12 protein-coding genes and 2 pseudogenes are annotated in these 15,211 nt (G+C 53.4%); 4 read left to right on the forward strand and 10 right to left on the reverse strand.

Annotated elements, in window-relative coordinates; all coding sequences use genetic code 11:
- Positions 1–228 precede the first annotated feature (228 nt).
- Genes MIH19_RS10620 through MIH19_RS10630 form a run of 3 tightly spaced genes read right to left on the reverse strand, consistent with a single transcriptional unit; the run spans position 229 to position 5,962 of the window.
- Positions 229–3,351: a CusA/CzcA family heavy metal efflux RND transporter gene (locus tag MIH19_RS10620; RefSeq protein ID WP_249008827.1), complete on the reverse strand. Its 3,123-nt coding sequence runs from the start codon at positions 3,349–3,351 to the stop codon at positions 229–231.
- Positions 3,351–4,619: an efflux RND transporter periplasmic adaptor subunit gene (locus MIH19_RS10625; RefSeq protein WP_249008828.1), complete on the reverse strand. Its 1,269-nt coding sequence runs from the start codon at positions 4,617–4,619 to the stop codon at positions 3,351–3,353. Before MIH19_RS10625 ends, MIH19_RS10620 begins: the two co-directional genes overlap by 1 nt.
- Positions 4,620–4,624: 5 nt before the next feature.
- A complete protein-coding gene (locus tag MIH19_RS10630) occupies positions 4,625–5,962 on the reverse strand; it encodes a TolC family protein (RefSeq protein WP_249008829.1) in 1,338 nt (445 codons plus the stop codon).
- Positions 5,963–6,185: 223 nt separating this feature from the next.
- Here MIH19_RS10630 and MIH19_RS10635 point away from each other — a divergent pair, with 223 nt between their 5' ends.
- Positions 6,186–6,536: a hypothetical protein gene (locus tag MIH19_RS10635; protein WP_249008830.1), complete on the forward strand. Its 351-nt coding sequence runs from the start codon at positions 6,186–6,188 to the stop codon at positions 6,534–6,536.
- Between the two features lie 156 nt (positions 6,537–6,692).
- Entirely contained in the window at positions 6,693–6,959 is a 267-nt protein-coding gene (locus tag MIH19_RS10640; protein ID WP_249008831.1) for a hypothetical protein, read from the forward strand.
- Positions 6,960–7,621: 662 nt separating this feature from the next.
- On the opposite strand, the pseudogene MIH19_RS10645 reads toward MIH19_RS10640, so the two are convergent.
- From MIH19_RS10645 to MIH19_RS10675, 7 genes and pseudogenes are all read right to left on the reverse strand, one after another.
- Positions 7,622–7,831 (reverse strand): annotated as a pseudogene (locus MIH19_RS10645) (transposase domain-containing protein); the annotation flags it as partial.
- A 175-nt stretch (positions 7,832–8,006) separates the two neighbouring features.
- Complete coding sequence (locus MIH19_RS10650) at positions 8,007–9,014, reverse strand: tyrosine-type recombinase/integrase (RefSeq protein ID WP_249005996.1); 1,008 nt, start codon at positions 9,012–9,014, stop codon at positions 8,007–8,009.
- Complete coding sequence (locus tag MIH19_RS10655) at positions 9,011–9,955, reverse strand: tyrosine-type recombinase/integrase (protein ID WP_249005995.1); 945 nt, start codon at positions 9,953–9,955, stop codon at positions 9,011–9,013. Before MIH19_RS10655 ends, MIH19_RS10650 begins: the two co-directional genes overlap by 4 nt.
- The gene (locus MIH19_RS10660; protein ID WP_249005994.1) at positions 9,952–11,214 is read right to left on the reverse strand and encodes a site-specific integrase; all 1,263 of its coding nucleotides are present in this window, start codon (positions 11,212–11,214) and stop codon (positions 9,952–9,954) included. Before MIH19_RS10660 ends, MIH19_RS10655 begins: the two co-directional genes overlap by 4 nt.
- A gap of 155 nt (positions 11,215–11,369) precedes the next feature.
- Positions 11,370–12,821 (reverse strand): annotated as a pseudogene (locus tag MIH19_RS10665) (IS66 family transposase); the annotation flags it as partial.
- 44 nt (positions 12,822–12,865) lie between these two features.
- Positions 12,866–13,234, reverse strand: a complete 369-nt coding sequence (gene tnpB / locus MIH19_RS10670; RefSeq protein WP_249008095.1) for an IS66 family insertion sequence element accessory protein TnpB — start codon at positions 13,232–13,234, stop codon at positions 12,866–12,868.
- Positions 13,234–13,548 carry an IS66 family insertion sequence element accessory protein TnpB gene (locus tag MIH19_RS10675; protein WP_249008094.1) on the reverse strand — a complete coding sequence of 105 codons (315 nt, stop codon included), beginning with the start codon at positions 13,546–13,548 and terminating at the stop codon, positions 13,234–13,236. Before MIH19_RS10675 ends, tnpB begins: the two co-directional genes overlap by 1 nt.
- A gap of 497 nt (positions 13,549–14,045) precedes the next feature.
- Here MIH19_RS10675 and MIH19_RS10680 point away from each other — a divergent pair, with 497 nt between their 5' ends.
- Positions 14,046–14,813 (forward strand): MotA/TolQ/ExbB proton channel family protein, encoded by a 768-nt coding sequence (locus MIH19_RS10680; RefSeq protein WP_249008832.1) that lies wholly within the window; start codon positions 14,046–14,048, stop codon positions 14,811–14,813.
- On the forward strand, positions 14,800–15,210 hold the full coding sequence (locus MIH19_RS10685; protein WP_249008833.1) for a biopolymer transporter ExbD: 411 nt from the start codon (positions 14,800–14,802) through the stop codon (positions 15,208–15,210). Before MIH19_RS10680 ends, MIH19_RS10685 begins: the two co-directional genes overlap by 14 nt.
- Position 15,211 lies beyond the last annotated feature (1 nt).

Consider the following 15,211-nt stretch of genomic DNA (forward strand, 5'->3'; position numbering starts at 1 on the left):
CGTTAGTACAATGATTGTAAATTTAACAGTTATGAGGACTTGCCACCAATTCGCATCAGAATGAGTCTTGCGCCAACTACCGCGAACCAGCCTTCTACATTGACGCCGTCCGCTCGTGTGAAATCGGCTGTATCACAGGGTGGATCTGGGCCACCTGCACCGGTTTAGGTGGGGAAAAGGCCCGTGCAAGAGCCCACTCACTCTGAGCTCCTGCACTTTACCAAAACTCTAGTTTAAGAGCGGTTTGCGCCTCCATAAATAGAACAAGACGGGAATCACCAATAGCGCCAAAATGACCGCGGTGAGCATGCCGCCAACCATAGGCGCTGCAATTCGACCCATTACCTCGGAACCTGTTCCGGTGCCGACCATAATGGGAATCAGACCACCGATGATGGCGGCCGCGGTCATCATCACCGGCCGCACTCGCATACCGGCACCGTGAAGCACCGCATGACGGAGCGTTTCCCGCCTGGGCGTCAGGCCTTTCTGTTCGCAGGTTTCAAGCATCGCCTGATAGGACTGGTTGAGGTACACAAGCATAATGACACCAATCTCCACCGCTACGCCCGCCAATGCAATAAAACCAACGCCAACCGCGACCGAGAAGTTATAACCCAACAGATACATCAGCCAAACAGCTCCGATCATTGCGAACGGAAGCGTACCCATGATGATGCCCACTTCCGCAAAGCTCCTGAAGTTCAGAAACAGCAGGATGATGATAATCGCCAGTGTCAACGGAACCACGTAGGTCAGCTTTTCTTTAGCGCGAAGCATGTATTCATATTGGCCCGACCAGGCGATAGAGTAACCTGCAGGCAGGTCTAATTCTGCCTGCACGACCGCCATCGCCTGTTCAACGTAAGTGCCCACGTCTACATCCTCTATATCCACAAAGGACCAGCCGTTAAGGCGAGCGTTTTCACTTTTGATCGCCGGCGGCCCATCTTCTATCCGGATATCGGCGACATCGGCAAGCGCAATCCGCTGGCCTGAAGCCGTCACGATAGGCAGCTGTTCCAGTTTTTCGGGAGAATCCCGATAGTCTTCCGGATAACGAAGGTTAATGGGGTAACGCTCAAGACCCTCTATAGTTTTGGAGACATTAATTCCACCGATTGCGGTGGCAATCACTTGCTGTACGTCCGCGATATTCAGACCATAACGGGCAGCACGCTCGCGGTTGATGTCCACTTTGATATACCGACCGCCTGCTACGCGCTCTGAATAAACCGAAGCCGTGCCGGGCACGTCTGCCAGAATTTCCTCCAGACGTTTTCCAACATCCTCGATGGTTTTAAGATCCGGGCCGGCGATTTTAATGCCTACGGGTGTTTTTATACCCGTTGCCAGCATGTCAATGCGGGTGATGATCGGCATTACCCAGGCATTGGTGACACCAGGAAATTGAATCAGTGTGTTGAGTTCCTCTTTGAGCTTGTCCGTGGTCATGCCCTCGCGCCACTGATCGCGGGGTTTGAGCTGAATGAAAGTTTCAATCATGGTTAAAGGTGCTGGATCGGTTGCCGTATCCGCACGCCCTACTTTGCCGAACACGGTCTTCACTTCTGGCACCGTCGCAATCAGTTTGTCCGTCTGCTGCAGCAACTGACGGGCTTTGCCGATTGAGATTCCAGGATAGGTCGTTGGCATGTACATCAAGTCCCCTTCGTCCAGCGGGGGTATGAATTCGCTACCAATTTTTGTTGCAGGCCACAGGCCAACAGCCAATACCAGTAGGGCAGCCAGCACCGTCGACATGGGAAACCTGAGCACCAGCTTCAAGACCGGCATATAGGCACCGACCAACACCCGGTTGAGGGGATTCTTGTGCTCGGGCAGCACTTTACCCCGGATAAAGTAGCCCATCAGTACCGGAACCAGCGTCACGGCAAGAAACGCACTGGCCGCCATGGCGTAGGTTTTGGTGAACGCCAGTGGCGCAAACATTCGCCCTTCCTGCGCCTCAAGCGCAAACACGGGTACGAAACTGACGGTAATGATCAACAGGGAGAAAAACAGCGCAGGGCCAACTTCAGAGGCAGACCTAGCGACAATCTCCCATCGGTTCTCGGGTGTGAGTGGCGTTCGCTCCATATGCTTGTGCATGTTCTCTATCATAACGATGGCCCCATCGATCATGGCGCCGATAGCAATGGCGATACCGCCGAGAGACATAATGTTGGCGTTGATGCCTTGCCAGTACATGACGGTAAACGCCATCAGAATGCCCACAGGCAAGCTGACAATCGCCACCAACGAAGAGCGGACGTGAAACAGAAAGACGATACACACCAGGCCGACGACCAGAAATTCTTCCAGCAGCTTCAAAAAGAGATTGTCGACGGCGCGCTCAATCAGGCCAGAGCGATCATAAACCGTGACCACTTCAACGCCATCGGGCAGGCTCGATTGCAGTTCGACCAGCTTGGCCTTGACGCCATTGATCGTTTCCTGGGCATTTTCACCGAAGCGCATCACCACGATGCCACCAACGGTCTCCCCTTCCCCGTTAAGTTCGGCAATACCGCGTCTCATCTGTGGCCCCACTTCTACACTGGCCACATCTTTGAGCAGAATCGGTGTGCCGTTTACATCCAGACCCAGCGGAATCACCATCAGGTCTTCCCGAGATTCAATGTAGCCGGAGGTACGCACCATGTATTCTGCTTCGGCCATTTCGATGACCGACGCTCCGACTTCCTGATTACCCTGCTGTATCGCTGTTTGGATAAGGGACAGCGGGATTCCCAAGGCGCGGAGCTTTTCCGGGCTGACCTTGACCTGATATTGCTTCACCATGCCGCCGAGAGCAGCCACCTCTGATACCCCGGGCACCGTTTGTAATTCGTACTTCAGAAACCAGTCCTGCAGGCTGCGCAACTGACTCAGGTCGTTTTGCCCCGTGCGATCAACCAATGCATAAAGATAAACCCAGCCAACACCGGTGGCGTCCGGCCCTAATTGCGGCCTCGCTGAATCTGGCAGGTTGGGTGCCACTTGCGACAGATACTCCAGAACTCTGGAACGCGCCCAATACATATCGGTATCTTCATCGAAAATCACGTAAACGTAAGAGTCCCCGAAAAACGAATAGCCACGCACGGTTTCCGCACCGGGAACCGACAGCATGGCGGTGGTCAATGGATAGGTGACCTGGTCTTCTACTACTTGCGGTGCTTGTCCGGGAAAGCTGGTTTTAATGATCACTTGCACATCGGACAGATCCGGAAGCGCATCAACCGGGGTTTTACTGAGTGAGTACAGGCCCAGCCCTGATATCAACAGGCTTGCTAGCAACACTAAAAAACGGTTCCGGATGGACCAATGAATAATGGCTGTAATCATTAGTTGGCTCCCTCACGATCCATAGTCTCGTGATCCATCGTGCTGGCCGGCATGGCCGACATGCGTTGAAAATCCGAGGTTTTACTGGATTCAGAATCAATCAGGAACTGGGCCGATGTGACCACCGTATCGCCCGATACGACACCGCCGAGAATCTCGGCGTACTGATCACCCATCCGTCCAACATCCACATTGACGGATTTGAATGCCCCGCCATCCAGTGCCAGCACCAGTCGATCGCTCTGGCCCGTGCGAATAACCGATTCGCGAGGCACCAGCAGTTGCCGCTCTGCCCGTGCCCCCTGAATGTTTAACGCTACAAACATGCCCGGCAACAAAGTGCCATCGGCGTTGTCAAAACGCATTCTCACCCGAGCCGTACGGGTCTTGGAATTCACTTCCGGGTACACATAATCCACCTCGCCCGTCCACTGGCGCCCGGGCAGGTAATCCAGCGTCATTACCACGCGACTTTTGGATGCCACGGCCGCCAACTGACGTTCAAATACTTCGCCAATAACCCACACCTCATCCAGTGCCGCAATGGAAAGAACTCGATCCCCTGGTTTGATAAACATACCTTCGCGAACATTGAGGTTGTCGATAACACCTGAGGTGGGCGCATACACTGTCAACGTGCGCCGTGTTTCGCGGGTTTTGGTCAGCTGTCGTATCGCGCTCTCCGGCACATTGAGAGCCGCGAGTCGCTCCTTGGCGGCATTGATCAAACGCTCATTACCCCGGTTCAAAGCGAGGACTAATTCATCTTGGGCGTTGACCAATGTGGGTGAGTAAAGTGTATACAGAGGCTTGCCCTTCTCGACCGCTTCGCCCTCTGCCTTCACGTAGAGCTTCTCGATCCAACCCTCAACCCGAGGATGGACATGAGCCATATCGTCTTCGTTGTATTGAACGTACCCCACCGTTGTTATGTTATTCGGCAGCCGCCCCTGGGTGACCGGGCCCGTCCGCACGCCAAGATTATTTACCACGCTGGGTGAAATACGAACCGTGCCTGGGGCGTCTTTACCCGACCCGCTTTCGGCATAGACAGGAACCAGATCCATCCCCATGGGCGATTTACCCGGTTTGTCACTCTTGAAATTGGGGTCCATGGGCGCTACCCAATGCACGGGTTCTTTACTGACACTGCTCGTGGCCTCGACCACCGAATCCTTTGATGTGTCGGGGGCAAACCAATAGGTTGCTGCCGCACCGGCTATGCCACCTAACAACAGAAAGCCCAATGGGCGCATAACATTTGCCATGAGTGTTAATCCTGGGAATTTTTCAGTGAAAACGAGGGTGAGTCAGAGGTATTAGAGGTATTAGAGGTATCAGCGGTGAGATAGCGAAAGTTCGCCACGTTTTTGGCGCGCTCAGCGGTCATCTGTATAAAATCAACTTGAGCGTTGAGCTCCGCGATACGCGCACGTACGGCTTCGGCAAAATCGCCGTCATCGTTGTTGTAAGCGGAAAGCGCTGCATTGGCCTGCTCCGCTATTTGCGGAAGCAGCGTTTGCTGATAAAGCAGGATGCGGTCATCGAGCCGGTTAATTCGGGCAGCCGCCGCACGCGCTTCGGCTGTTAGTCGCCGAACCTGCAGTATTCGATCAGACTTCGCCGCTTCCACCCGCGCGATTGCCGCGCTTACGGTGCGGTCCTGGCGATTGCCGGTAAAAAAAGGCAGGTCAAATCCAATCCCGACTGAAAAGAGATCCGCCCGGTCTTGCCCGCCCGGAGCCTGGTCACGATATCCATACTGCGCCGATACGGTCCACTCAGGTTTGTAAGCCTGGCGCGCCAGCTCAATGTCGAGTGACCCGGCATCAATCAACTGGTCGGTGGCGCGAATTGAGGAGTGAGTGATCGCGGAGTTGCCGTTGGCATAAGACGGCGTGTTAACAAGCTTGGCTAACAGATTCGAGGGAACACGTTCGCTTACCCGTAAACGAAACGTATCAGCACCTACCCACTCTCCCAGCTCTTCCTGAGCGGTTTCCAACTGTGAGTGAAGCGCCGTTAAGCGGTCATCAAGGCGGGTTAACTCAAGAGATCCACGAATGATGTCCTGCTGCCGTGAACCGGTCAACGTTGAGGTGTACCCGGCTTCAGCAACGTCTGCCAGCTGCTCAAAAAGGCCCCGATTGTTGTCAATTATTCGAATACTCTCTTGCGCTTTCCAAAGCTCAAGCCATAGGTAAGTGACCGATCTAACCACCAGCTCCTGTCGATTCTCCCGCTGAAACGACTGGAATTCGGCGAGCTGTATCTTTTTATCGCGGGCGAGAGACCGACTGTCACCACGAGGAAATCGTTGGCTGAGGCCAATAGTGGCTTGTGTCATGCCCTCTTGGCCGGTATCGAAGGTATCGGTGGGAAGGTTTGCGGCGCCCAACGTAATGCGTGGATCCGGTAAGGCACCTGCTGCAACGGATTCATCAATAAGCGCCCGTTGCAGATAAATGCTTTGGGCTGACCAGGGGTCGCCTCGAATGGCAATATCAATGGCGTCTTCAAGGGCCAGTGTCGGTTCCGCAGAAACACCAAGACTCGTTAGAAGCAAGGCGCCTATTACCGCTGCTTTATATACACGAACAAAGTCATTCACGTTCTATTCTCCACTGAATTGGTACGCAGCGAAGAATCATAAAAGCGCTATCTGAACTCAGGCTGAAATTTCAAAACTTATTGTGTGATTTTGATCTGAATCAATCGCTCTTAATGACTGATAAATATCAATAACAATTATTACATTTATTTTATTACTTCTTTCAGGGTGAATTCAGGAAGAGATGTTTAAATCGTTTCATCAACCAACCAAGAGGTACATCATGAAAACACCCATTGTATTTTTAGCCGCAATCACTTTATCTACCGCAGTTTTTGCTGGCAACATGCAGCAAGACACTAAGAACGGCGGTTCGATGCAAGGCGATATGAGCTCAATGCACAGTAATATGACATCAATGCACAAAAAAATGAATTCGATGCACAGCGGCATGGATAAGGACGCGACGCAGACCGAGGTGCTCGAGAACAAAGACATGCAACGTCTTCATAAAGAAATGACGCTGTACGGAATGTCTGAAGTGGGTATGGAAGCTCGGCTTGATATGATGACGGAAAAAGGTAGAGCCTTCCACCGAGCATTGGAGCAGGATCAAAAAAACACCGCAGGATAACTCCTAGGGTTAGATTGATTCGAAAAATCTCAAGGGTCGTTAGCACTATTTAATTCGCGCTGTTGACACCTTGAGAGATGAGCAGAAAAACATATAAACCTGAAACCAATCTGAATTACGATTTAACGAACAGTAATTCAGAGCAAGGAGTTCAACATGAAAAAGATCATTATCGCGACTGCAATTACAGCTTTGTTCTCAATGACCGCAAATGCCAACTCTGGTTTGGCGGATCGCTTTAACGAGGCGCGAAGCTATCCAAACAAAACAGTCGAGACCGTTAGCCCTAAAATGTTGCATATGCAGCATAAAAACATACACATAAAAATGGATAAAGCTGAATATAAGAATCATTCGAATTCATCGGGTTCGAATCATGCAGAACAGATGGGTGTTCAAGACTCCAGGCACCAGAAATCGTAATAAACCTGTCCAGCCATGCCTCACTTAGCATGGCTGGTTCTTGCCTTATGCCCCGGAAGAAAAGCTAGGACGTACTGGCTTTCACCGCCACCGGCCAAACTGAAAGCGTGAAACGGTACCAATTCTGATACGCCAAACTTTGCTGCTTGGCATCGCTCTTTTCTCCTCGTACTCCGCCGATGCCCGGCTATCTGGCCGTGCGCATCCCTACTATCGCTAATTTTGAAAAGTTCTTCAAAGCTTCCTAAGTCCACAAGAAGGAAGTGCGTACCTCAGAGATTCCAAACAGAATAGAAAAATACCGCAGGATGGCTCCTGCGGCAAATAAAACCCAAAAACGCAAAAACTCCGGAACCATTTGCACCGTTATTCCGTGCTGGTGGCACCTAAAGCTCAAGCATTACAACATACAAACCTGAAACCAAACTGAATCACTAAATCAATTTCGATAATTTGGAAAATAGAATTCAATACAGAAAAAAATTATTGCAGCAGCAACCCTAATCATGTTCTTTACTATGGAAAATGCCAATTCTGGCTTGGCGGATCCTGAATCTCGGCAAACCAACAACCACCCTGCTCCTCGGTCTGCAATCGCGCACGCACAGCCGCTTTATTGTAAGCGCCGCTAAATCGACCCTCTTGCACTTAGTCGAACGGAGTCACTTTTTTGGAGCCTGCTCCAGCTCCGCATTCCACGGTAGTAGCTGTTCAAGTTTTTCTAGTGTCTGTGCGTCAGCAATGCGTTCCAGCACATACTGGATATAAGCTGAGGGTTCCAAGCCGTTAGCTTTTGCGGTCTCGATTAGCGAGTAACAGGTAGCACTGGCACGAGCGCCCCGCGAGGTATCTGAGAACAGCCAGGCCTTTCGATTATGGAAACGTGACCATAACCGAAATTATCCGTGGTTCTCGATTATGGAAGGTTGCGCCTAGAGACATGGACGATATGCCAGAATGGATGCTGTTTTGTTCGATAATAACCAAACAAAACAACATCTATCCTATATCTCCTTACGGTTTAATGTCCCTGTTAACCATGCATAATCACAAGCTCTGTAAGAACCGCAGGACGCTATCCGATGGCCGGTATCGTAATGGGGCGAGGGGAAGCGCTTGCAGGCTCTTTAACGCTCGTTCTTTCATCGCAAGATCAGCTTCGATGTACTGATGAGTGGTGGATAGATTTTCATGACCGAGCCACAGCGCAATGACGGTTATATCAACCCCAGCCTGCAACATATGCATGGCGATGGAATGCCGAATCAGGTGCGGAAATACCCGTCGCTTTGCTAGTTCAGGATATTGTCTGGCGGCGCATTTAACCGCTAGTTTCAATCGCTCGGTCAAGCCAATGCGTGTCAAATGGCCGCCGGATCTATTCGGAAAAAGCGGTTGCTCGAAGGAGCGTGGGGATTCTCGCAGCCAGCGTTTGAGCTGTGCGGCCGTATTTGGCCACAATGGCACCGCGCGCTCTTTGCGTCCCTTGCCGCGGATGTGAATGGAGGAAGCACTGGGGTCAAGAACCAGATCACCCACCAGCATCCCAGTCAGCTCGGATACACGGGCTCCGGTATTGTAGAGCGTGGCGAACATTACTCGATCACGTTGTCCCGTCCAGGTGTTTTGATCCGGTGCCGCGATAATGGCTTGCATATGCTCGCGTGAGAGGAATCCGACCAACGGGTGCTCGAAGCGCTTCATCGGGATTGCCAGCACTGATTGCGCAATGGCAAGAGCTGAAGGTTCTTGGTAAGCAACGTACGCCATGAAGGACCGGATCGCGGCGAAGCGTGCGTTACGGCTACGAACACAGTTATGGCGCTCCACCTCGAGGTACTGGAGAAAATCCAAAATAAGACCCGCGTTCAAATCATCAAGCACCAGGTCGCTGGGTTGTTTCCCTAGCCGCCGATGGGCGAATTCAAGTAGTAATCGGAAGCTGTCACGATAGGCCGCAACGGTACACGGGCTTGCCTGCTGTTGCTGCATCAGCCGCTGTACGAAAAACCGCTGTAATAGACATGGAAAACTTAACGGTGCTGGCGCGCTCATAATAGCTCTCCCTGGTAAAGTTCGGGACGCAAGGCCGCCTTGGCCAGCAACTCGGGTGTCGCCGTCAGGTACCAGTAGGTATCGGTGATCTTAGCGTGTCCGAGGTAGGTAGATAACGCTAGAATGTGGTGTTCGATATCGATGTTTTGCGCATACCAGCGCTCAAGGTTATGGCAGACAAACGAGTGCCGAAGGTCATGGATGCGTGGCGCAGGATGATCACCACGAGAACGCCACTTCAATTGTTGTCGTAATAACTTGAAGGCATATTCCACACTAGAGATCGACGCGGACCGGCCATAATCAAATACAAAGAACGCCTTGGTATTGGCGGCGAGAGGATGGTTATCGCGCAGACGTTCGTAATCTTGCAACGCGTTTGTCGTGGTGGAATGCAATGGCACCCAGCGTGACTTACCGAACTTGGCATTCCGGATATGCAGCAATCCGTGCTCGAGATCTACATCCGGGCGCTGTAACCCGGTAGCTTCAGAGATCCGCAAACCTGTTGAGGCGATAAGTCCGAAGATCGTGGCGCAACTGGCACCCCGTAAACCACCCGACGGGGGCAGAGAGGCGCAGGCTTCCAACAACGCGCAGATTTCGGCGTCCGTATAAATATGCGGTGTCAGCCGACGATGAGCACGCCCGAAGAGCCCACGGGGTGGAATCTCGGTCGCAGGATTAAACTGTAGGCAGTATCGAGCAAAGGGACGCAACACTTCGATACGCCGGGCGGCAGTGATCCGTTTGTGCTGGCGTGAAGCGCAGGCCCACTGCTCAGACAGCTTAATTGTCAGTGGACCCTGATGGCCGATGCGTTCGGAAAAGCGCGCGAAACGCTCTAGCTGCTCACCCTCAATCTTCAGTAAAAACCCTGCCTGCCGCCGGTAATTCAGGTATGCCTCTACCGTGGGGGCAAATGTTTCTGGCGTGTTCATGACTTCCTCCCAGGCCACGGCAGGGCCACCTGTGCTAGCGCCTGAATATCGACTTTGGCGTAGATTGTCGTGGTGTCGAGGCTGCGATGGCGCAACAGGTCGGCGATTTCTTTGAATCTGGCGCCGCTGTGCACCAGTCGACCGGCCAGTGTGTGCCGCAAGATGTGCGTGCCTCGAATGCGGTGTCCAAGACCGCAGCGTTGCGCTGCATTACGTATGGCATTGCGTATGATATCCGGATCGGCCGGGGCGTTGAGTGGTGGGCGATGTCGAACAAACAGCTCACGGCGAGTCGTTTGTGGCCGACCATCCTGCAAATATTGTGCGATCGCTCGGCCGGTTGCGTCTGGTAGCGGGAGGATATCGATGCGCCTACCTTTACCGTGGATATAAAGCGTTCCTGCTCGCCAATCCACATCGTCAAGCTGCAGGCGAGCCACTTCCGTTCGACGCAAGCCCAGATCGAGAAGGCAACGGGCTATCGCATAATCGCGCTTGCCCGTTGCATGGCGGCGATCAAAGGCATTGAGAAATTGCTCCACCTCCTTGGTGGAGAGTACCTGCGGTAATCCAGAAAGACGCCATTGTGCGACTTGAGGAAGGCTGGCAATCAACGCTGCCGTCTGCTCTCCTTGACTTGCTCTGAAGGCAAAGTAAGTTTTTAGCGACGAAGTGGCTGTACTAATCGACGCGGGTGCCCATGCTGCTGTGTAGTGGGCGAAGAAGCGGATCACATCCGCCGGCCCAAGTAAGCTCAGTTGCACTGGCCCAGCGCCAAAACTATCGATGAGAAAATCGCGCAGATGGCGTGCCCGGGCCAAACGGGTGGTCGGAGCCAGACCTCTCACATCGGCAAGATGCTGTTCGAAATCCTCTAGTTGCGCTGCGATAGGAGCAGGAACTACAGATATTTTTGGTCTGCATTGACCATTGCTTCTGAGCATCTTAAGTAAATGCCCGAGTGCGGCGCGGACTTCCTTACGCGCACGTCGGCACCGAGTTGCGCATCGACACACCAGCAGGTGTTCGTCAATGAAGCGTTTAACTAACGCTTCGCCCATGTCTGAGAGATGGACATCTTGTCCTCTGGACCAGTGAGCAAAATGCGCGACACTTCTGGAATATCCCTCGATGGTGCCAGAAGCATAACCGCGCTCGGCAAGGTATTTAACGTAAGGATCCTCACTGGAACCAAGTACTGTACCGGCGAACCACTCACTCGTTCTCTGTACATGCTTCGAATATGCAGAATCAAGCATGGCAACTCTCCTTCGTGATGGTAGAGAGCTACAAAGAAAGCACCGAGAATTATGTATGGCAAGTCAGCGCAGTGAGCCGTTTATAGCGCTGAAAAATAGCGACTTGGTGGGATTTGTCTTAGGCAACCTTCCATAATCGAGAACCACGGATAATTGCGACCAATTGCGAACGGGCGGATGGCGTTCTCAGCCAGTATATTGCTGATCTGCAGATCGCCTCGATCGCAGTATCCCACCAACCAGGTCCACTGGTTCAGTGTGTACTCCATGGCCTTGCGGGTCAGCGAGCCTTTCAGCACTTTGTGAACGTTGGCCTCCAACCAGGTTTTGAGCGCGTCCAGCTGCGGCAGGCTTTTGGCCTGACGGATGCGATGGCGCTCGGCATCACTTAACTCTTTGATCTGGCGTTCGATCGCATAGAGCTTGTTGATATGGCTCAGCGCCACATCGGCTTTGGCGACAATGCCTTTCTTGGCTTTGCCTTTTCCCTGTGCCGCTTTGGACGCTTCGACGAACTTACGGCGGGCATGATCCCAGCAACCGATCCGAGTGATTGCGTTGGCACGGCACACCTGCCCATAGCCGGAGTAACCATCTGCTTGCAGGATGCCTTGGAAGTCGTCGAGCAGGCGCACAGGAACGCTGCCGGCACGGGACGGATCGTAGTCGAACAACACTGATGGCTGATCCGGCGGGCCGCCGCGGGTGACCCACATCCATTTGTCGGACTGGGCGGTTTTGCCGTCCTCTTTCAACACCTGTATCCGGGTTTCATCAGCTTGCAGGTAGTCACTGCTGTTTTGAACCTCCCGCATCAGGTGGATCAGGGGTTTGAGCACGTCTTCCAGCCGGATGACCCAATGGGCCATGTTGGTACGGCTGACCTCATGTCCCAGGCGCTTGAGCATTTTTTCCAAGCGATACAGTGGCAGCCCATCGGCGTATTTGGAGGTAATGATGTACGCCAGCAGTGAGGTGGTGACGCTGCACTTGCCCAGCGGGTGAACCGGGCGCTGGGCGGCAAGGATGCGTTCCTGACCGTCTTGCTCGAACACGGCCTTTTCCTGCCAGTACTCCAGGACTTTCAGTTGGGCCGGGATAAACTGCAGCTCTTCCTTCACCTTGGTGAAGAACACTTTGCTTGCGCCGACCTTTTCTTCATCACTGAGGGTCAGCTCGATACGCTCACGCAGCAGAACATCGGAGAACCCGCGTTGACGGCGCTTGCGGGAAGCGCGAGGCGCGTCATCTTCCTCGACGTCGTCCGGCAGTTGATCGCGCAGGGCGTCGATTTCAGCTTCCAGTTCCGCTTCATCAAACAGGTGGAACTGATGGGCCAACTTTTCGCTGCTGGCTGCGAACTGCTGGATTCTCTTCAGACGCAGCAGTTCTTCAAGCAGCTGGATGCGGGTATGACAGCTCTGGATAACGCTTGCGTGCTGCTCAAGCACTTTATCTCGTTGTTCAAGAGCCTTATCGCGTTGCTGGAGTTCAATCTCTTTAGCCGCGAGTTTTTGCTGAAGTTCCTCGACAACAGCCGTCATTCCAGCGGTAGAGAGACCGCTGAAATCGGGTGTCGTCATAGGTGTTTCAGGCGTTGTTTTCATGCAGAAAGTATAGCAAAAACAACACCCTGAAGCACGATATTTGACTACCCAATGGCGTCATAATGCAGGGTATTATGGCCTTTCAACAAAGCAATATCATAGCCATCCAACAGCCAGTTAATTTGCTCGCCGGTCAGTGCCATCAGCTCATCCGATGGGCTCGGCCACTTGAACCGCTCCTCGGCCAGCGCCTTGTAATAGAGCACAAAACCGTTGTCCTCCCACATCAGGCACTTGATCTTGTTACGTTGCCGATTGGTGAAGGCGTAGAGCGCACCGGTAAAGGGGCTGCGCCCCAGTTCCTGTTCGACCAGCAGCGCCAGGCCGTTGGCCTGTTTGCGGAAGTCGATCGGTGCGCGATAGAGATAAATCTCCGGCATCTCCCGTGCTGGACGCAGATACCGCGTCTTCATCACAACTGCCTCAGGATCGCACCCAATACATCCACATTACCGACGTGGAGACCTGTGATCACGACACCACTGGGCAGCGTCAGGGTCAATTCCGGATGCGTGATAAGGGGCCGGGGCTCAATCGCCGTCACGCGGGTAAACCCTGCGCTACCCTGTTGCTGATTCAGATCGTCTTCCAGAAGCTTGCGTCGCCAGTAGGTAAACTGATGGTAGGTTATCGAGTGTTGCTTACAGTAGGCTGCGCCCGACAAACTAGATACTTGCCAATCGATGAGGCATTGCTGCCAGTATTGGTGACGGTCTTCAGTGGTCATCGCTGATTCCTCGTGGTTGTTACGATGGAATCAGTGTGGCGCGGTCAGGTTGGGCAAAACAGGTGCTGATTTATTGGCGCTTACGCTTTATTTTTGACCTGATAACAAACTCGCCAGTCTTTTCCTGACAAGCCGAATAAGCTGCCGCGAGTGCCGTGACGGTTTGCAGGTGGTCGCTGCTGGAAAACACCCCCGCCAACGGTGAAATGTGTGCCAGCGCATCCACAGCGGCAATCGGATTTAACCAATGGCACTAGACAATATCAGCCGGATAAGCAGGCAGGTCTGGCTGACTGAAATTCCGATGATAAGCCGCGGCCTCCAGCAGGAGCGATACAGCGACGCCAAGCAAGAAGACGGAACTCGGGCGGCCCTGACTTTAATAGCATCATCTTGCTTCCGTAGAGGGTTTCCGGGTTCTAAGGTGTTCACAACTAGACTAATGTAATATCAATCGTTATCATTCGCACTCTTACCTGTTGCGGAGCCAGATCATCATGAATTCCCTCACTACGGACCTCAGCGGAGCGGCCCTAAATCCCCTTCAGCAACTGACCGAGATGGGCGGCCCCGTCATGTGGGCACTGCTGGGACTGGCGGTTCTTGGCCTGGTGGCGTTCTTCTATCTGGTTATCACCGGTGCGCTCTTCGCACCTCGCCTGACTTCACGCTTGCGAAAAACCCTCAACCAGTGGCAACAGCAACCGTCACGGCACTGTGTTGAATCGTTGAACGATGTCTCGGGTTGGCTTGCCCGATGCAACCCGTTGCCACAGATAATTCGCGTGGCGATGACCACCATGCTTGAGTGCCGCGATGGAACAAACGTGCGTGAAGAATTGGCACGCCAGTCCCAGCAGGTGCTGAAACCATTCGAGGCACCCTTGAAGGTGATCGAAGTGATTGCTGCACTGGCGCCGCTGCTAGGCTTGCTGGGCACGGTAATGGGAATGATGTCTGCTTTTAGCGCCATGTCGGTGGCCGAAGGTCAGGCCAATGCCTCGCAACTCAGCGGCGGTATCTACGAAGCACTGACCACCACCGCGGCGGGGCTGGTTGTAGCGATTCCTTTTGCGGCCATTGCCGCCTGGGCGGAATTCCGCCTGCGTCTGCTGAACCTGATGATCAATGACACCCTGGTGCGGGTGATTACCACGCCCATTGAGGTTCGCGAAACCCGGGCTCGATCAACAGAGAAGCCAGCGCCCGCGGTAACTGCAGAGCCCCGGGCGGCTCAACGCGACGCCACCTATGCAACTGGTTGAACCCCGCCCGGCCCGGCCGCTACCGATTCGCTTGACGCCGCTGATTGATGTGGTGTTTATCCTGTTGGTGTTCTTCATGCTGACCACCCGGCTGCTGCCCGTGGAGCATCTGTTGCTGGACAACGCCACCACGCCAACGGGGTCAGCCACCGGCGGCGAGTCAATCTCGGAAATGACACTCTACGGTGATGGCACGCTGGGCTGGCGTGGGCAACGTCTGCCAATCCCCGCAATGGTCAGGAAATTTACTGAGAACGGGACTGGGGAAGTGAACTTGAAAGCAATTGGGGAGGCTTCGCTGGCGAATTTCACGACCAGCCTGAGCGCCCTGAAAAGCGCCGGTATCGACGTTCACTGGATGCGCGCAACCGGGTCATCAAATCGTGAGGGGCAGTGAA

Source organism: Marinobacter sp. M1C (assembly GCF_023314135.1).
In the GTDB taxonomy this organism is placed as follows: Bacteria; Pseudomonadota; Gammaproteobacteria; order Pseudomonadales; family Oleiphilaceae; genus Marinobacter.